Source organism: Paenibacillus taichungensis, assembly GCF_047302525.1.
In the GTDB taxonomy this organism is placed as follows: Bacteria; Bacillota; Bacilli; order Paenibacillales; family Paenibacillaceae; genus Paenibacillus; species Paenibacillus taichungensis_B.
On record NZ_CP168020.1, the window covers coordinates 4114779 to 4133353 of the forward strand.

The 18575-nt window shown below is 46.2% G+C and carries 13 protein-coding genes; 5 read left to right on the forward strand and 8 right to left on the reverse strand.

Going from position 1 to position 18575, the window contains the following annotated elements; all coding sequences use genetic code 11:
• Positions 1-88: 88 nt before the first annotated feature.
• From ACDJ58_RS18295 to ACDJ58_RS18315, 5 genes are all read right to left on the reverse strand, one after another.
• A complete protein-coding gene (locus ACDJ58_RS18295; protein WP_413372286.1) occupies positions 89-1495 on the reverse strand; it encodes an N-acetylmuramoyl-L-alanine amidase in 1407 nt (468 codons plus the stop codon).
• 274 nt (positions 1496-1769) lie between these two features.
• Positions 1770-2387: a 3-isopropylmalate dehydratase small subunit gene (gene leuD, locus ACDJ58_RS18300; RefSeq protein WP_413372287.1), complete on the reverse strand. Its 618-nt coding sequence runs from the start codon at positions 2385-2387 to the stop codon at positions 1770-1772.
• 31 nt (positions 2388-2418) lie between these two features.
• A complete protein-coding gene (gene leuC / locus ACDJ58_RS18305) occupies positions 2419-3840 on the reverse strand; it encodes a 3-isopropylmalate dehydratase large subunit (RefSeq protein WP_413379731.1) in 1422 nt (473 codons plus the stop codon).
• 485 nt (positions 3841-4325) lie between these two features.
• Positions 4326-6914, reverse strand: coding sequence for a metallophosphoesterase (locus ACDJ58_RS18310; RefSeq protein ID WP_413372288.1), 2589 nt, complete (start codon positions 6912-6914; stop codon positions 4326-4328).
• Between the two features lie 19 nt (positions 6915-6933).
• Entirely contained in the window at positions 6934-7806 is an 873-nt protein-coding gene (locus tag ACDJ58_RS18315) for a chitosanase (RefSeq protein WP_413379733.1), read from the reverse strand.
• Between the two features lie 275 nt (positions 7807-8081).
• Between ACDJ58_RS18315 and ACDJ58_RS18320 the strand changes: the two genes are divergently transcribed.
• Together ACDJ58_RS18320 and ACDJ58_RS18325 are read left to right on the forward strand one after the other, a co-directional pair.
• The gene (locus ACDJ58_RS18320) at positions 8082-8921 is read left to right on the forward strand and encodes an AraC family transcriptional regulator (RefSeq protein ID WP_413372289.1); all 840 of its coding nucleotides are present in this window, start codon (positions 8082-8084) and stop codon (positions 8919-8921) included.
• 219 nt (positions 8922-9140) lie between these two features.
• A complete protein-coding gene (locus ACDJ58_RS18325) occupies positions 9141-10061 on the forward strand; it encodes a LysR family transcriptional regulator (RefSeq protein WP_064636917.1) in 921 nt (306 codons plus the stop codon).
• Positions 10062-10551: 490 nt separating this feature from the next.
• Here the strand turns inward: ACDJ58_RS18325 and ACDJ58_RS18330 are convergent, their stop codons facing one another.
• The 3 genes from ACDJ58_RS18330 to ACDJ58_RS18340 form a co-directional block, all read right to left on the reverse strand.
• Positions 10552-11373 (reverse strand): carbon-nitrogen family hydrolase, encoded by an 822-nt coding sequence (locus ACDJ58_RS18330; protein WP_413372290.1) that lies wholly within the window; start codon positions 11371-11373, stop codon positions 10552-10554.
• A gap of 48 nt (positions 11374-11421) precedes the next feature.
• The gene (locus ACDJ58_RS18335; protein WP_413372291.1) at positions 11422-13068 is read right to left on the reverse strand and encodes an ABC transporter substrate-binding protein; all 1647 of its coding nucleotides are present in this window, start codon (positions 13066-13068) and stop codon (positions 11422-11424) included.
• A 200-nt stretch (positions 13069-13268) separates the two neighbouring features.
• Complete coding sequence (locus ACDJ58_RS18340) at positions 13269-14285, reverse strand: ABC transporter substrate-binding protein (protein WP_413372292.1); 1017 nt, start codon at positions 14283-14285, stop codon at positions 13269-13271.
• A gap of 260 nt (positions 14286-14545) precedes the next feature.
• On the opposite strand from ACDJ58_RS18340, the gene ACDJ58_RS18345 reads away from it, so the two are divergent.
• The 3 genes from ACDJ58_RS18345 (at position 14546) to ACDJ58_RS18355 (ending at position 18563) form a co-directional block, all read left to right on the forward strand.
• Positions 14546-15754: a pyridoxal phosphate-dependent aminotransferase gene (locus ACDJ58_RS18345; protein ID WP_413372293.1), complete on the forward strand. Its 1209-nt coding sequence runs from the start codon at positions 14546-14548 to the stop codon at positions 15752-15754.
• 361 nt (positions 15755-16115) lie between these two features.
• On the forward strand, positions 16116-17219 hold the full coding sequence (proB, locus tag ACDJ58_RS18350; RefSeq protein WP_076288974.1) for a glutamate 5-kinase: 1104 nt from the start codon (positions 16116-16118) through the stop codon (positions 17217-17219).
• Between the two features lie 96 nt (positions 17220-17315).
• Entirely contained in the window at positions 17316-18563 is a 1248-nt protein-coding gene (locus ACDJ58_RS18355) for a glutamate-5-semialdehyde dehydrogenase (RefSeq protein WP_413379735.1), read from the forward strand.
• The last annotated feature ends 12 nt before the right edge of the window (positions 18564-18575 follow it).

Sequence of the window (18575 nt, forward strand, 5' to 3'; positions counted from 1 at the left end):
TTTTATTGTCTGTATTTTTCCTTAATTATCAATTATGCATCTCGAAACAACGCACTACCCTGACCTTCATATTTGCGCACAACCCACATTAAAGACCCAAATATTCTACAATTCCGTCTACGATGGCCTGTGCACATTTGTTCTGATAATCTTCAGTCAGCATCATTGCTTCATCAGCTGGATTACTTAGAAATCCGAGTTCAAGCAGAACTGCGGGCATCGTTGTTTCACGGGTTACATGCAGACTTGCCGTTTTGACTCCTCGATCCTTAAATCCCGTAATCTGCAACACATGCTTGTGCAAAATGTCGGCTAAATCCTTGCTATCTTTACGACTGTACAACGTTTCAATTCCATTAGGAACAGGAGTTGTAAACTTGTTTCCATGGATCGACACAAAAATATCCGCCTGATTCAGTTGTGCAATATCTACACGTTGCTGCAGGGATAATTCCGTATCATCCTGCCTTGTAATCACCGTCTGAATCTCCGTATGTTGTTGCAGAAGTGCCTGAACTTTGAGCCCCACAGCCAAATTAAAGTCCTTCTCATAGGCGCCTGTCACACTGACGGCCCCCGACTGTCGTCCACCATGTCCTGGATCAATAATGACAACCTTTTTGCCATCATTGGTTGGCACAGCAGGCTGACTTGTTGGTTCTCCATTACTCGCCGCAAGGTCAACAAGCAACACGTTGTTCTCGCCCAGTGACCATTTGGCAGTCGCCACCTGACTCAGATCAAGGACCACACGCACTGTTGAAGGCGTTTGGCTGAACATTGCATATCGCACCTTGGAAACCAGCGATGAATCCGTAACCAGAATAGTTCCGCTGCCATCCGGATTGGAGGCCTGTCCCTGGATGAACTCCTTGGCAAATGTGGTGCCGGGCAAATCTACGATGATACGATCAGGTCCGCTGAGACTGGAAACCTTCGGTGTGATTTTCCCGTTCGTCGCCAAGATCAGACGATCCCCACCGAAGCTGATACTTTGAAGCTCTGACAGACCTTCCGGTTCAGTAGCTTCCACCGGGTCATTTTCATTTTCGGTACCTGCTACAGGAGGAATGCTAAATAGGCTTACTGTCTTGGTCCCATTGTCCCATCCCACACGAAGACCCATGCCTTCACCGACAAAACGTAACGGAACCAGTGTAGTCCCCTGTTTAATTAGAGGCGGAGAATCGAGACTCACCCGATTTCCATTCACGGTCGCAGCATCTTCGCCTGCCGTCATCTGGATACTGCTGTTGCCTTTGAGAATACGAACGGTCTGGGTGACTTTCTCCCATTTCACCTGATAACCGAGGTTTTCAGAGACGATCCGAATGGGCACCATCACGGTTTTGCCAGTATTTTCGGCCGGAGCTCCCGACTGCTGATTAATGGTCACACCGTCCAACACAATCGAGGGAGACGAATCGGCATTTGCCATGACAGGAAATAAACACAGGAACAGAAAAACAAAGACTGCTGCCGACCATTTCTTCATACATTAACCACCATTCTGTTTGTCTTTTGAACCTTCGACCTGATTCGCTGTGATGCAACACTCGACTCTATCTACTCTTCCATAATCTACTAATCAGTTTATCAGATATTGTCACTTCATCCGGTTACAACGTTGTCATATTTAGTCGGAATACCCTGCAATTCGAAGACATAATTGCATCATTGCCAAATGCAAAAAAACCTCCAATTCGAACAAGGAACGGTGAAGTTCCCTGCACGATTGGAGGTTTGATATACGAACTACAGATGAAAGATTAGACTGAGGCCGTTTGTCCAAACAATTTAGCCGAGTGGCGCTCTTCATAAGCTGTAATTTCATCATCATGCTGGAGTGTCAGGCCGATATCATCCAGTCCCTGCAACAAGAACTGACGACGGTGTTCATCCAGATCAAAATCGATATGCAGTCCGTATGCATCTGTAATCGTTTTGTTTTCCAGATTCACATTCATCTCATAACCTTCATGTGTCGCTGTACGCTGAAACAGATCTTCAACCTGCTCTTCCGACAGTTTGATCGGCAAGATCCCGTTCTTGAAACAGTTATTATAGAAGATGTCTGCATACGATGGTGCAATTACACAACGGAATCCGTAGTCCATTATCGCCCATGGTGCGTGCTCACGAGAAGATCCACAACCAAAGTTTGCGCGTGAGATCAGAATGGATGCCCCTTCGTAGCGAGGTTTATTCATTTCAAAAGAAGGATTGTTGTTACCCTCTTCGTCAAAACGCCACTCGTAGAACAAAAATTGTCCAAATCCGGTCCGTTCAATCCGTTTCAAAAATTGTTTTGGAATGATTGCATCTGTATCTACATTGACCCGGTCTACCGGTGCAACGATGCCTTGCAGTGTTTTGAATTCTTCCATATCATTCGTTCTCCCTTCAATCCGTTCGTTGTTAGATAGTTGCTTCCGTTTTGAAATTCCAGTCACGTACGTCAACGAAGTGTCCCTTAACCGCTGCTGCAGCCGCCATTGCAGGAGATACGAGGTGAGTACGTCCTCCGCGTCCCTGACGTCCTTCGAAGTTACGGTTGGATGTCGAAGCACAACGTTGTCCTGGCTTCAATACATCCGGGTTCATTGCCAGACACATACTGCATCCTGCATCACGCCATTCAAATCCAGCCTCAGTAAAGACTTTATCCAGACCTTCTTTTTCCGCCTGAATTTTAACACGTCCCGAGCCTGGAACAACGATCGCTGTAACATTACTGGATACGGTGTGACCTTTGGCTACCTGTGCAGCAGCACGCAAATCTTCAATCCGACCATTGGTGCATGAACCGATAAATACATAATCAACCGGAATTTCGGAGATCGGTGTTCCAGGTTCCAAGCCCATATATTCAAGCGCTTTTTCAGCTGCTTTACGTTCGTTTTCAGTTGGCAGTTCAGCCGGAACAGGAACTTTCGAAGAAATGTCGGTTCCCATACCTGGGCTAGTACCCCAAGTCACTTGCGGAATCAATGTTTCCACATCGATTTCAACCATATGGTCGAATTCAGCACCTTCGTCGGTTACAAGCTCTTTCCAGGCAGCAACCGCTTCATCGAATTTGCCATCGGCAGGTACGTATTCACGTCCACGCAGATATTCAAATGTCGTTTCATCCGGAGCAATCATGCCCGCTCTTGCTCCACCCTCGATGGACATGTTGCATACGGTCATACGCTCTTCCATGCTCAGTTCACGGATCGATTCACCTGTATATTCAATAACATATCCAGTAGCAAAGTCTGTACCGTATTTGGCGATAACTGCGAGAATCATATCCTTCGCCGTTACACCCGGGTTACGTTTGCCGACAAAACGAACTTCCATTGTTTTGGCTTTGGCTTGCTGCAAACATTGGGTTGCCATAACATGCTCTACTTCACTCGTTCCGATCCCGAATGCCAGTGCGCCAAATGCACCGTGTGTGGACGTGTGGCTGTCGCCACATACAATCGTTTTACCTGGATGAGTCAAACCGAGCTCAGGGCCCATAACGTGTACGACACCTTGATCGATTGTATCCAGGTCATACAGTTTTACGCCGAATTCACGGCAGTTTTGTGAAAGTGTGTCGATTTGTTGTTTGGAGATTGGATCCGTAATGTTGAAACGATCCTTCGTTGGAACGTTGTGATCCATTGTTGCGAACGTCAGCTCAGGGCGACGGACTTTACGGCCGCTCAGACGCAGACCTTCAAACGCCTGTGGGGATGTTACTTCATGCACCAGATGCAGATCGATATACAAAATGCTTGGTTTGCCTTCTTCCTGATGAATCACGTGGTTTTCCCAAATTTTCTCAAACATCGTTTTTTTACTCATCATTTTCACCTCATCATAAGTTCGGTCCTTGGAAGAGCCTCATACGTTCCTCTAAAAGTGAAGCTCTTGAATGACATAAATATATCACCCTGTCCTTCATTGTTCCAAGATATAATATCTATAGATGTAATAGGTTTAACCTATAATGAGAGAAAAGCAAAATAAACCACTGCTATATGCAGAGGTTTCAATTGATAACAATTATCATTATCATATAAGTCTTATACTACGTTCCAGCTTCTTCGCTGTCAATGCTTTTTATATAAAACAGAAAAAAGCAGTCCTGAATTCAGAACTGCTATGACTAAATCTCATCTGCTCAAAACAATCCCCGTCCACACTCAGTACAAACGACATATAAATAACTTAATGAAACAAATGAGACAACGAAATCAGCGGATTGATCCCTGCCCTAACATCCCATTAATGAAAGGTATGTGTGAATCAATAACTAGCTACCTCCGGTATTCCCCACATCTATCCATTCATTGCATTCCTGCCTCTGCTGGAAGTGAATTACTTCTTATCCCCACTGCTTTAATAACGAAATTGTAGACTTTTGAAGAATCTATGCCGTTTAATGTATAGCTGTAACTCGTCTGACCGCTTACCGCCGGCACATACACGCTCCAATTCGTGCTGACTTTATCATTCTTCTCGTAAATCCGGTAACCTCGCACCGGCTCAGAGCTAGTTGCTGGCGCTTTCCACGAAAGAACTGCACGGTTCGCTGACTGTCTGACTGCGCTTGGATTTTCCACTGTGCCGGGTTTGACGTCAGTCCGTTTAATACTGTAAGCATCATAGACGGCAAGGGGTTTATCTTTAACTGCTGTGTAGGATGTAACTTTTAGCACATCGCTTGTAATGGAAACATCCAAGAACATTTTCTTGTTGGGCTGATCGTTTTTTGCTGCAAAAAACGTGTCTGCGTCTGGATTAAGAGCATAGAATTTCGAAGCAGCCGAGTTGCCCATTAGATATACGGTCCCTTTGGGATTCAGTACATTTCCTTGCTCATCGGTAATGACATTCTTAATCGGAACGTTATTCAGCATTTGAAAAGATCTCATATACATATGGTCATGTCCCTCAAACACCATATCCACACCCAGCTCATCAAATACAGGAATCAGATATTTCCGGTAAAATTCTACCCGTTCGCTTTCTGCCGAAGCATTATCCCCTGAAGAATAAGCTCCCTTATGCATAGAGACGAATTTCCACTTTTTGTCGGTCTTTGCCACCTGATTCCGCATCCATTCCAATTGCTTCGTGAACTGAATATCTGCTTTGTACGGCTTGACCTCTCCTTCGTACTGGGAATTGATTTGCATAAACAGGGCATCGCCGTATTCGAAAGCATACACCGACCCGTCATGAGCACCAGTCCCCACATCTTTTGGAAGATTAAAATGGTTATAAAAATTATTATTCGGATAATCCTCGATCTCATGGTTGCCGATTATCGGAGCAAATGGCACATTGGCAAATTCTTTTTTCGGCACACCCAAGAACCACTGCCACAGCTGCTCCAGATCACCGTCATCCGTTAGATCCCCTGTAAGAAGAACAAACTTGGGATCTACCGTTTTCTCAATAGCTCTCTTAAAAGTATCCTGCCACAGATCGAAATTGGATTTACTTGAGCCTTGGGTGTCGGTTACATAGAGGAAATGGAAATCCTGATTATCCGCCTTGTCTGTGGTAAAAGAACCCGTCTCGCTCCAGCCGTCCGCATCACCGTTACCGGCGCGATACATATACTTGGTTCCAGGCATAAGACCGGTTGCAATAACCTTGTGGCTGGCGAACTTCTTATACTTCTTGGAACTTCTGTCTCCTGACGTCATTAAGGTTTCAATAACTGTTGAACTACCCTCATAAGAAGTTGCCAGTTGTTCCGGGAACTCGCTTCCTCCAGCATTCGAGGCCTCCACCACTTGCACTACTGTACTTCTTACGGTTTCGGCCGTATACCAGTTAAAGGCGATACTTGTCTTTGGGTCCCCATTAAAAGTCATGTTCAGCAGCGTTGGTGTTTTGTTGCCGGTATCTGGAGACTTCGTCTTAAAGCTCCAGGTAATATCGTTGTCCGGTGTCCGGCCGTCCCCAGTCCCCTTAACAAGTTCTTTAGGGATGGTCACCTTGTAAGTTTTGCCGGCAGTAAAATTAGGATGGCTGACTTTAACCGTGTCTTGACCGAGGAGCGAGGCAGAGATGTTAGTAAGAGGGGCATTGTTTTCCGTGATTACAACTTGATGACCACTAACGAGACTAATGGCTTTATTAAACTTCACTGTGATCTCTGCGTTAACGGAAACATCTGCCGCCCCTGAAGCGGGAGTTTTGCTCACCTCAAGTGTGGGAGTGTTCCCGGGTTCGCCGCTGATGCGTGTTCCTTTAATTACCACATCTTTGATTCTGCTTGAGCCTGAGCTGGACACCGTTCCCCCGCTTACGCTTTTCGCAGAGTTTACCACCCAGCGGATATAGAGTACATCTTGATTTTTTGTTTCCGCAGGCAATGCGAGGTTCGTTAATTTGCAGGAATTATTGGAACAATTAAAATTGTTCTGGGCAAGAACAATTTTGCCGCCCGAAATATCTGTCCATTCCTGCTGATTTGTACTGTATTGCACCTTAAAATCCCTAGGTCCTGTGCTTGAAGAAGTTTGCTGTGAAGAGAGGACGATACCTTCGAAGCCTTTGGTCGAAAGCGTGGCAAACCAGTATTTAATGCCCGTTCCTTCATGCCAGCCCTGGTTGCGTACGCTGTTCTCACCTGACTCATAGGTGTATGCATCCGTATTTGTTCCTACATCACGAATGGATGAAGCCGTTTGATATACCCCGCCGGTAGCCGGAAATACTCCGTTCTCACCTTTGTCTTTAAAAATCCACTGGGCAATCGTTTCCTGAACTGCAGTTGCTTCGCTTGCAAGATCTTCCTCATTTCCTTCCCTTCCTGCTGAGACAAAACCGGTCAATTCCATGGCAAGCAGCAAACCTATAGCCATTAGACTGATTACCTTGGAAAATCTGCTCTTGAGATAAGATTGGTTGTTGTCCATTCGGCCCATCTCCCTCCTGTTATTTAAGTTCCCAGTTGGTGACTTGAAGTACTGCCGAATCTGCGCTTTTCAGGTCTGTCTCTCCCATGTTCAGCAAATTGCTCCACTGCTTCACACGATTCTTCCCGTTAGGCGGAGAGTTGTAGTCATTAGTATCCACAATCTTGGTCCGTTCTTTATAGAATTTGGTCATGAAAGTCTTCTCATCCGTGCTGCTTCCTGATTTACCCAAAAGCCCTTGAAGGGTCTCAGAGCCGCCGGTAGCTCCATGGTTCAGCGCTGCGTCCACGAAGGAACCAATCGTTAATGCCGAGTTAAAGCCGCGTTTGCGGGCCTGATCCACACTGTACTTAATATAGACATTGTAGAACGTTTTCCACATAGCCTCTCTCCACTCGGGATCATTTTGCAAATTGCCGATCTTTTTGCAGAAACTCTTTTCGCTTTCATTGATTTCGAGGATCTTCCCTTTCATCGAACCCTTGACACCGATCCGGGCCAATGCTCCCTTAACCGAAGGATTACTCGCGCCTTTGGCAGCGTCATATTCCTTGAACAGATCCGGACCGTCGGGACCAGTATCATTGGAGCCGCCTGTAGTCGCACCGAATATTCCAATCGTGTACCCGCGGTTATCATCAATATCTTCACAATATCCGTAAAACTTGGTCCAGTTCAGATCGTCCTGCTCCGGTTTGTTGACAAGCATCATAATATTGTTCCACTGCTCACCATCCAGACCTGTGTTGACACGCAAGAATTGAAGTGTTGCCGGTGAGAAATTAGAATTAGGGTTCCCTGCCGCATAACTTTTCTGTTGAGACGCATTGGACAGAGAGCCATAAGAAAAAATCATTGAAAAACTGAGCAGGATCATCAATGAAAATTTCATCTTCTTGAAAACCTTACTGTTCGTTGAATTAAGCACCGCAATCTCTCCCTTAGTTAAATAGTATAAGCGCTTTAACTTTTAGCAGCAGGAACTCTATACCCAAACCTATCCAAGCATGACACCCCTCCTTTTTTTTCAACGATTGGTAAATTCCATTCAAGCTTATCTCAAAAAATTTATCTATACAGCACGTATTTTCTTGTAATTATTAAATTTTAATACATATATTGCTATCAACCTTAGATCAAGTCTACAATCCTCTTAGGAGGTGCTGAATGAAGCCGGTATTTTATGAGTCTACTCTTTTTGACATTAGCCGCAAGAAACAGGTATACACCAGCATGTCTTCAAGACACTATCATGATGCATATGAGATTCTGTATTTAATATCCGGGGATTTTTATTATTATATAGGGGACAGAACCTACCAGGTTGCGGGCGGAACACTGCTATTTATGGATATTCACGAAAGGCACAAACTGGTTAATTCCGGCTGCAATATGTATGAACGAGTTACACTGCTATTTAAGAAAGAATTCCTGCAGCATTTCTGCACCCGCGGTCAATGTGAGGAACTGCTCGAATTGTTCAAAAGTGATTACCGTGCTTTGAAGATGACCGGAAAGGATCAGCATTTTATCGAACAGCTTTTTCAGAAGATGATCCAGGAAGGGAAAAAGCAAGCCCGCGGATATGAACAGTACCAACAAATATTATTGGTAGAGTTGCTCCTCTATCTTAATCGTAAACTATTTGACAGCCTTGTCGCTCCATTGGTGGAATCCAATCGTACACACAAGAAAGTCCTAGACATCGTTAATTATGTAAATCAACATTATATGGAACCGCTTAAGCTCTGTGAGATTTCACGGCAATTCGACATAAGCTCTTCCTACCTTTGCCGAACTTTTAAAGAATCCACCGGGTTCAGCTTCATTGAATATATCAATAATATCCGTATAAAAGAAGCTCGTGATTTGCTGGTTGGCTCTTCTTTTAATGTTACTGAAATTGCTGGAATGGTTGGGTTTGATAACACCTCCCATTTTGGAAGAACCTTCAAATTAATGATGGGCATCTCGCCACTCTGCTTCCGCAAACAATTTAAGTCTTAATAGCAAAATCACTGAAATACTCATCATTAGAGTCAGATAACGATAGAATATTAACATTCCGGTTAGTGAGATCACCTCATATACTCATTCATCAATCATTAAACGTTATCACAAACAGTGTATCAACTCTTTTAAGCAGTTTAAGCGTTTCAGTTAAACTAATCATTTCTTATTTGTAGTGATATAATGATGGCATAACGAAAGGAATGACGTGTGGATATGGAATTCAGACAACTTCAATATACGCTGCAAATCGCGGCAGAGCGGAACTTCTCCCGGGCAGCCGAGAAGCTGCACATTGCCCAGCCTTCTTTAAGTCAGCAGCTATCCAAACTTGAAAAGGAACTGGGTGTACTGTTATTCCAGCGTAATACCAGCACCGTGGAGTTGACTCATGCAGGGGTGACTTTTGTAGAGCAAGCTCAGAAAATTATTGATGCAGTCGAGCTGCTCAGACAGGAAATGTCGGACATTTCCCAGCTTCGTAAAGGTAAAGTCGTTGTAGGCAGCATGCCGATTACTGGCTCGCACCTGCTTCCGCATGTGCTTCCCGCATTTCAGCAGGCCTATCCCGAGATAGAAGTAACCTTGCTGGAAGACTCCGGGCTGACGCTTGAAAAGTTGACGGCCAGTGGCAAGGCTGACTTAAGCCTGCTCTCCCTCCCATTGCAGGAGCCAAGCCTATCTTATGTAACGATTGGTGAAGAGCGAATTGATCTGGCTGTTCCCCCAAATCACCCTCTGGCACGCAGAGGAGATCCGGAACATCCGGTTCCAGTACGGATGGAAGAGCTTCGCGATGAACCCTTTGTTGTACTGAAGAAAGGACAGGGCTTCCGCAAACTTACATTTGATCTGTGTGAGGAAGCCGGATTTGACCCCAATGTGGTGTTTGAGAGTACGAACATCGAGACGGTGCAGTCACTGGTAGCTACAGGTATGGGGATTACGCTGGTTCCGCGCTTTATTGCCCGCGCGCCCCGCAGTGAATTTGTTCCTGTTTATGTACCGCTGGCCGAGCCAACCCCCAGTCGTACCCTTGTAGTTGCATACCGCCAAGGACGGGTTCTTTCCAAAGCCGCGGAGGCATTCATCCATACGTTTCAACAAACCGTTGCAGAGCTCTCTCAAGGAGAATAATCGGACGATCAGCGTATTAGCCACGCCATACATGGCAATAAAATAAACAAAGGCTTGGCCCATAAGGGCCAAGCCTTTGTTCTATACTCGTCTCCCGCATCCGCAGGATAAAGTTCTTACATGGTATTAGCAGTACATCGTTACAGTACAATGTTGCTGATATCATCATTGAATTGTTAACGTAGAAACGTGCATATGAGAATTTCAAGTTTGGCGGTTTATTTTCGCAAATTACGTTCACTTGTCAGCCTGTTCTGCTGATTCACAAGGCGGCCTTCGTCCTGAACAGATTGTTCAGGGGGTGATAGCCCTCCTGCCCCATTCTCTAAGAATGGCCTCAAGTGATCTACCCTAGTGTTTTCCTGTTCCAGTCTCCTGAGCGTATCTTTCACATGGTTGTCCATTGATTGATCATCCTCCTTGGTGACGGGATAGTTATCATTACCCGCATCCCGGAAGAATAAACACTTTACTGGGGAATTACATATTTTTATTTGCTGCCAAAATAAATGCCAGGTCTGCGGTCTTCGAACACTGGAATACGGCCACGAACCTCATCCACAAGCGAAGGACGGATAACTCCGGTCACGATCTCTTCTGCTTCTCCGCCTTCAGCCACAATTTCACCCCAAGGATCAATAATGAGGGAATGTCCGAAAAATTCGGTATCTCCGCCTTTCCCTACGCGGTTGCAGGCAATAACGTACATCTGATTCTCGATGGCCCTTGCTGTAAGCAGTGTGCGCCAATGGTGCAAGCGCGGGTTCGGCCATTCAGCGGGGACGATTAATGCTTTGGCCCCGTTCAAAGCAAGCGTGCGAGCAAGCTCAGGAAAACGGATATCATAACAGATCGAAGCTCCAGCGGTAAGGCCGTTCTCCAGTTCGAATATTTCTGGTTCTGCACCAGGTTGCAAATACTTTTCTTCATCCATCAGGCGGAACAAATGTAATTTATCGTAACGTGTCACCTGAGTTCCTTCACTATTATAGGCGTACATAGTATTGTAGATTTGGCCGTCACGTTTCTCCGCAATGGAACCGCCAACGATGGAAATTCGATGTTTTTGGGCAAAAGCCGCGAGCCACTCTCTTGATTTCTGGCCCTCCGGGTCAGCAAGCTCATGAATTTGTTCCAAAGCATAGCCCGTATTCCACATCTCGGGCAGCACAGCCAATCCCAGATCGGGATACTGTTCTACCGCTTGTTCGAGCAAAGACTGCATATGTTTATGGTTGGCCTCAGGGTCTCCGAGCTGAATATTGCCCTGAATCAGGGCCACACGCATTTCCCCTTGTTGTTTTTCTGTCATGACAAGCACTCCTCTGAACCGTAATACCTGTAATCATAGCTTGATCATTCAAACATCTGCAACCTGTTTTCGTTCTGAACTCCTACATAATAACTCGGGCAGCAAAGTTAACAAACGGTTGCTAGTCAGTGCATCGCCCAAATTCCATGTTGTTTCCTCCACTCCGTACACCTGTCCCTTCTGCACGGCTGGAAGTGCTCGCCAGCTTGGACTCTGCATCAACTTCTCTGTGGCCTGTCTTGCAATAACCTCTTCAGTAAGCAAGACAAATATATGGTCACCCGCATACTGACGAATCGCTTCTGACGAAATTTCCTTATACGCTCTGCCCGCGACAAGCGCCTCCTTCACTTTCGTAACGGGTCTGAATCCCATCGGATGATACAAGAGCGCGGCCAGACCAATATTGCCCATGACAAATAATCGGGCACCCCGATGGTATGTGAATACGGATGCCGTTTCCCCCGGTTCAATTGAAGCATGAATCTTCATCCACATCTTTTCCATACGTTGCTGATAGGAGGATAGCCATTGTCCAGCCTCTGATTGCTTGCCAAACCAGCTTCCCACCCTGCAAATCCGATCTTCCAGCGTTGCATGAGAGTTATATGCCAGTGTGGGTGCTATTCGGGAAAATTGTTCATATTGTTGTTCGTTAGTGCTATCGAAAATGATCAGGTCTGGTCTCATCCGGACTGCCTCTTCCACATTAACCGGGGCAACCGCATCATATACCTGATCTCCTAATAAACCAATGCCTAACACTTGCAGATCTCCACCGGAATCACCATAATACATAATTCGCTCAGGCTGTGCCGGAATATTCACATCATGACCTAACCAATCCTGAACCAGTGTTTGTTGCTGAACAGATCGGTCATATTGACGAGGTGATAATCCGGTCATTTGACGAAACCGCCTGCTAAAATAATACTCATCCTTAAAGCCCACCCGGGTTGCTATATCCCGAAGTGGCTCATCGGACTTGCGCAGCCAATCCTTGGCATGTTTAATTCGTACATGGTTCACATAATCAAGCGGCCTGTGGCCTGTTAATTGTCTGAACAAGGTTGTATATTGCACGGGGCGGATATCTGCAAGACGTGCCAGTTTCTGTACTGTGATTTCTTCAGCGTAATGGTCTTCTACATACTGAATCGTACTGTGTAGTCTGGATTCTATGCTCTGCTCCGTTTTTGGTGAAGTGTACCGGGTGATGATCATCTCCATCCATCTCTGAAACTGTGCATTCAAATGGCTATATTCGGCATCTGTTTGATAATCCCGAATGGCATACAATTGCTCCAGCAGCCCACTTAATGGGGCATAAGGATAGCCGTTCAATTGATTTTTATGTTCAAATACAGGGCGCGTATACTGTTCCGGATCTCCCGTCAACACATGAATAACATCAAAAGATATCACCATATATTTCAATTCCAATCGGTTCCCATGTTCAATCTGGTACCCCTCACCCGGAGAAAGCGGGTACACACATCCGGTGGTAAAGGGAAACTGTTCATACCCTATATATAAGCGACCTTCCCCTTCTTCGCAGATCAAGAATGTATGTTTGTCGCATGTTACTTCCAGCATCACCTGTTCAGGTTGTTCAACTCGTTGTTCCAGATGATCCAGCCGAAACATGAATGCTGAAAAATATAACCCTCCCGCACCGGCATTCAAAGCCTGCATGATGGTTCACCTCGTTTTTTAAATGAGAATTATTATCAATTAATCCTATGAACTGATTATAAGCGAGCTTTTGTCATTAATCCAGATCTGGCTGTACTCAGCACAAAAAAAGAGCTTTCAACGAAATGTTGAAGGCTCTTTTTTAGTCGGCATTTTCGTTCTATTCCAGTAAAATATTATGACTTATAATCCATCAACGACTATTGAATCATCTGTTTCGGCAACTCTTTCAAAAGCCATTCTCTTGAAGTTGCATCACTTGAAGCCTTGACCAGATCAAAACGATATACTTTTCCTTCTTTTACAGCGGGCAAGTTCTTCCAAATCGGGCTATCCAGCAATTCTTTGGTAGACTGCTTCGCATCATCCGTTACTGGATCAAGTATAAATACGCGGTCACCTGCAATTTCAGGAAGCTTTTCAGTAGAAATCTCTGCAAAGCCCATTCCTTCATCTAATACTTTCTGAATTTCCGCGGTTGGCTTCATCCCATTGGCTCCATATAACAACTGTGGCAATCCTGCTCCGGCCATTACAAACAGTCGATTACCAGGATACATGGTGAATACCGAAGCCGTTTCCCCTTCTTTCAGTCCATTCTCATGAAGCTGCTTCCACATCTCTTCCGTTGCTTTTTGATGGGCTGTGATCCAAGCTTCCGCTTCTGGCTTTTTGTTCAACAGATCGCCAAGAGTACGCATGCGGTCTTCCAGTGAGGCAAACGAGTCAAAGGTAACCGTTGGCGCCATCTTTGAGATTTGATCATATTGTGCCTCATCGCTATTCGAGAAAATGATCAAATCAGGATTCAAGGTAAGCGCCTTTTCAACACTCATCGGGAAACCCACATCTTCCGCTTGGGCCACCTGATCATCATATACTGTTCCATCCTGGCGAAGAATACCTACAGGTACAACGCCCAGCGCTAGCAGATCTCCTGTAACTTCACCATGATAAATCACACGCTTTGGCGTAACCGGAACCTCAACTTCATGGCCTGTCCAGTCCTTGAACATCCGGGTTTCACCCTCACTGTTATCCGCGGATGCCGTCTGTTCCTGATTGGACTGATCCCCATCTGTCTGTGTTTCATTGACCGTTTTGGAATCATCCGTTCCGGCAGATGGAGTTGAAGCCTGATTTCCGCAAGCCAGCAGAAGAATGGACAACCATGTAACCGTCAATAATACTGCCGTATTTCGTATACCCTTTTTCATTTCTATTTCTCCCCCTAATAAGTGCTTCGTTCCTATTTATCAATGATATTGATTATCATTATCGGATATTATCATAAAACATGCTTTCCCCTAATCTCAATGGACAAAACGAAATACCTCATTTCAGTTTTGTACAAAAACTCAAATAATGGTTCCATTCAAGTATTCATGAAGTGTTTTCCCCCTATACAGCTCGGGATTGACGTGATAAATTAATGAGTACTATATTGCCATCTTTAATAACCGGAGTGATGTATAGCATGACTAATCAGCCTAAAGCATCGGGTCGTTCAGCCTTTACCATACCTACATCCGATGTAATGACACAGCTTCCAACGCAATTTTTTGCTACCCTTGTTCAAAATGTAAACCGCGAAATCGCAAGTGGTCACGACGTGATTAACCTAGGGCAGGGTAACCCGGATACACCTACACCGCCCCACATTGTTAAAACATTGCAAGAATCTGCAGAGAACCCGCTCTATCACAAATATTCGCCTTTTAGCGGGCATGCTTTCCTGAAGGAAGCCGTTGCAAAACGTTACAAGGAAGATTACAACGTGGACCTGGACCCCGAAACGGAAGTTGCGATTTTGTTTGGCGGAAAAACGGGCTTGGTCCAGTTACCTCAGGTATTGCTCAATCCCGGCGACGTATGTCTCGTCCCTGATCCAGGTTATCCCGATTATTGGTCCGGAGTGGCACTGGCGAAAGCGCGCATGTCTTTTATGCCACTGCTGGAGTCCAATGCATTCCTGCCTGACTATGAAGCAATCTCTACCGAGGATCGGGAAAAGGCCAAGCTGATGTTCCTGAACTATCCTAACAATCCAACATCGGCAACCGCCCCGCTTTCCTTCTATGAAGATACGGTAGAGTTCGCCATTCAAAATAAAATCGTCGTAGCCAGTGACTTCGCCTATGGTGCAATCGGATTCGATGGACATCGTCCAGTGAGCTTTTTGCAGGCACCAGGTGCCAAAGAAGTGGGCATTGAGTTCTACACATTATCCAAAACCTACAATATGGCGGGTTGGCGTGTCGGATTTGCCCTGGGCAATGCAGACATCATCTCCAAAATCAATCTGCTACAGGATCATATCTACGTGAGCCTCTTCGGAGGCATTCAGGCCGCTGCTGCGGCCGCACTGACATCTTCCCAAGAATGTGTCACTTCACTGGTTGCACGCTATGAATCACGTCGCGACGCTTTCTATGATGCACTTTCATCCATCGGCTGGCAGGCCTCTAAACCGGGAGGTTCCTTCTTTAGCTGGCTGCCTGTACCTGCAGGATTTACTTCTTCTTCCTTTGCTGACGTGTTACTGCGTGAAGCAAAGGTCGCGGTAGCACCAGGTATTGGTTTCGGTTCACATGGTGAGGGTTACGTGCGCGCAGGACTGCTAAGTGATGAAGAACGATTAAGCGAAGCTGCGGAGCGGATTGGCAAGTTGAATTTATTCAAGTAATTTACAGGTGCATATCCCCTTTGCATCTGCCAAGTTTCCATGGTATGTTATAAGGAAATATTGAACGAAACGTGATGACGGGACCAGTACGAGAGGATCAGCCGCGCCCAGAGAGTAAATTCCATCGGGCTGCAAGAATTTACCGCGGCTTCTCTCCGAAACCTACCCCTGAGCGGCCTGTGATGCACAGGACAGTGCCTTCTGTTACAGGGCATGAAGCCGGATGATCCAATCATCAATAAAGGTGGTACCGCGGAAGTAACGAACTTTCGTCCTTTTTAACCAAAAGGGCGGGAGTTTTTTTTGTACCCAACGGTCTGCTCCAGGGTCAATCATTAATATTGTTTAAGGAAGTGAAAACATGACCTCACGTATTGTAGTTAAGATCGGAAGCAGTTCGCTTACTACGGAAGAAGGCGGGCTTGATCGAAGTGCCATTACTTTTTTTGCTGGAGAAATTGCTGCCTTGGCCGAACAAGGCCATGAGGTTCTTCTGGTCACTTCGGGAGCAGTAGCTGCCGGATTCCGAGAGATCGGTTACCCCCAGCGTCCCAAGCAGTTGCATGAAAAACAAGCCGCAGCGGCTGTTGGGCAAGCTTTGCTGATGCAGGCATATCAACAGGCTTTTGCAGCGCACCGCGTTACTACAGCACAAATTCTGCTCACCCGTACCGACTTTCACAGCCGGAAACGTATGGGCAATGCGGGCATGACCGTGGAAGAACTGCTCAAACAGCGCGTCATTCCGATTTTTAACGAGAATGATACCGTATCTGTCGATGAATTGAAGTTCGGAGATAACGATCTCCTGTCTGCTCTGGTAGCGAATCTGGTCAAGGCACAGCATTTGGTCATTCTTACAGATACCAACGGTCTGTACACGGCCGATCCACGAAAAGATCCGTCTGCGTTTCGTTATGACCGCATCCCCGAAATTACAGCAGAAATTTACGCCTATGCTGGCGGTTCTGGATCATCCGTAGGTACCGGCGGCATGCGATCCAAGGTAGATGCAGCCAAAGTGGCAACGCGTGGAGGCGTGCCTGTTTTTGTGGGAAGTGTGAAGGAACCTGGGGATATGCAAAGAGCGGTTGATGGCACCGGAAAAGGAACGTATTTCGAGACTCGCCTTGCCGCTCTCTCTCGTAAAAAGCAATGGCTTGGCTTCATGTCTACCCCGCTCGGTACCGTCGTTGTGGATAATGGTGCCGAAGAAGCACTGGTCCATGGTGGTCATAGTCTCTTGCCTGTAGGCGTCAAACGCGTGTTGGGTACTTTCCATGCCGGAGATGTTGTAGAGGTACTGGGTATGGATGATACCTTGCTCGGTCGTGGTATTGTCAATTATGATGATGACCAGCTACGGCTCATCGCAGGACTGCCAAGTGGCGAAGTGATGAAGCAGTTGAACAGCATCCATCGACTTGAGGTTATTCATCGGGACGAGTGGATTACTTTAAAATAGAAAACCTATAATCCTACCGAGTGTACTGCTCAGGATCATATGATATAGCCATTAAATAATCTTTCGTTTCCACTTTATATATGGGAGGAATTTATGATGAGTGAAGTCAGGGAAAAAGCGAGTAAGGCCCAAGCCGTGGTTCCACAACTGAATCGACTGAGTACAGAACAAAAAAATAACGCATTGCTGGTCATGGCGGACGCATTGATTGCCCAAGCGGATTCCATTATAGCAGCAAACGCTGAGGATCTGGAACGTGGCAGACAGCAAGGCACTCCGGAATCGATGCTGGATCGCCTCGCTTTGAATAAGGAGCGTATCGCCGGCATCGCTGAAGGACTGCGTCAGATCGTGGAGTTACAGGACCCTGTGGGCGAAGTGCTGGAGACATTCACTCGTCCGAACGGATTGCATGTTGAAAAATTGAGAGTGCCCATCGGTCTGATCGGCATTATCTATGAGGCCCGTCCTAATGTTACAGTAGACGCAGCCGGACTATGCCTCAAAACAGGCAACGCTGTACTACTGCGAGGCGGCTCCTCTGCCCTCTCCTCCAATCGCAAAATTGTGGAGGTACTCCATCAGGCACTGGCAACAACAGTCATGCCAGCTGATGCCTTGCAGCTTGTTGAGGATGCAGACCGTTCCTCCGTGGACGAAATGCTCAAGTTAAATGGACTGCTCGATGTCATCATCCCACGCGGCGGAGCCTCACTGATTCGCAATGTGGTTGCCAATGCAACAGTGCCTGTGATCGAAACTGGCGCAGGTATCTGTCATACCTATGTGGATGCATCTGCCGATCCGGTCATGGCAGCGGAGATTGCTGTTAATGCCAAGGCACAACGTCCATCCGTTTGCAACTCCATGGAAACCTTGTTGCTGCACGCCGTTTACGCGGAGGAGAATCTGCAGACTCTGGCCGAACAACTCCGTGAGGCGAATGTCCTGTTGAAGGGGTGTGACACGGTTCGCCGTCTGGTTCCCTCTGCCCTTCCTGTGACGGAAGAAGATTATGCGACAGAGTACAATGATTATATTTTAAACATCCGTGTAGTTCAGAACCTGGATGAAGCGATGGAGCATATCGCATGTTATGGCACGAAGCATTCAGAGTGTATCGTCACCAAGGATACCAGCAATGCAGAACGTTTTTTACATGATGTAGATGCAGCCGCTGTATACCATAATGCTTCTACTCGTTTCACAGACGGGTTTGAATTCGGTTATGGAGCCGAAATTGGGATCAGTACCCAGAAGCTGCATGCTCGTGGACCTATGGGTCTGCCTGCATTGACGTCAACCAAATACCGTATCACTGGAAATGGACAAATCCGGCAATAATATCGCAGCTAC

What these genes read in the sequence shown, in the direction of transcription:
- proB (WP_076288974.1), top strand. Translation starts at nt 16,116, where the DNA reads ATGACCTCACGTATTGTAGTTAAGATCGGAAGCAGTTCGCTTACTACG.
- leuC (WP_413379731.1), bottom strand. Translation starts at nt 3,840, where the DNA reads ATGAGTAAAAAAACGATGTTTGAGAAAATTTGGGAAAACCACGTGATT.
- ACDJ58_RS18325 (WP_064636917.1), top strand. Translation starts at nt 9,141, where the DNA reads ATGGAATTCAGACAACTTCAATATACGCTGCAAATCGCGGCAGAGCGG.
- ACDJ58_RS18340 (WP_413372292.1), bottom strand. Translation starts at nt 14,285, where the DNA reads ATGAAAAAGGGTATACGAAATACGGCAGTATTATTGACGGTTACATGG.
- ACDJ58_RS18310 (WP_413372288.1), bottom strand. Translation starts at nt 6,914, where the DNA reads ATGGACAACAACCAATCTTATCTCAAGAGCAGATTTTCCAAGGTAATC.
- ACDJ58_RS18330 (WP_413372290.1), bottom strand. Translation starts at nt 11,373, where the DNA reads ATGACAGAAAAACAACAAGGGGAAATGCGTGTGGCCCTGATTCAGGGC.
- ACDJ58_RS18335 (WP_413372291.1), bottom strand. Translation starts at nt 13,068, where the DNA reads ATGCAGGCTTTGAATGCCGGTGCGGGAGGGTTATATTTTTCAGCATTC.
- ACDJ58_RS18320 (WP_413372289.1), top strand. Translation starts at nt 8,082, where the DNA reads ATGAAGCCGGTATTTTATGAGTCTACTCTTTTTGACATTAGCCGCAAG.
- ACDJ58_RS18315 (WP_413379733.1), bottom strand. Translation starts at nt 7,806, where the DNA reads ATGAAATTTTCATTGATGATCCTGCTCAGTTTTTCAATGATTTTTTCT.
- ACDJ58_RS18345 (WP_413372293.1), top strand. Translation starts at nt 14,546, where the DNA reads ATGACTAATCAGCCTAAAGCATCGGGTCGTTCAGCCTTTACCATACCT.
- ACDJ58_RS18295 (WP_413372286.1), bottom strand. Translation starts at nt 1,495, where the DNA reads ATGAAGAAATGGTCGGCAGCAGTCTTTGTTTTTCTGTTCCTGTGTTTA.
- ACDJ58_RS18355 (WP_413379735.1), top strand. Translation starts at nt 17,316, where the DNA reads ATGAGTGAAGTCAGGGAAAAAGCGAGTAAGGCCCAAGCCGTGGTTCCA.
- leuD (WP_413372287.1), bottom strand. Translation starts at nt 2,387, where the DNA reads ATGGAAGAATTCAAAACACTGCAAGGCATCGTTGCACCGGTAGACCGG.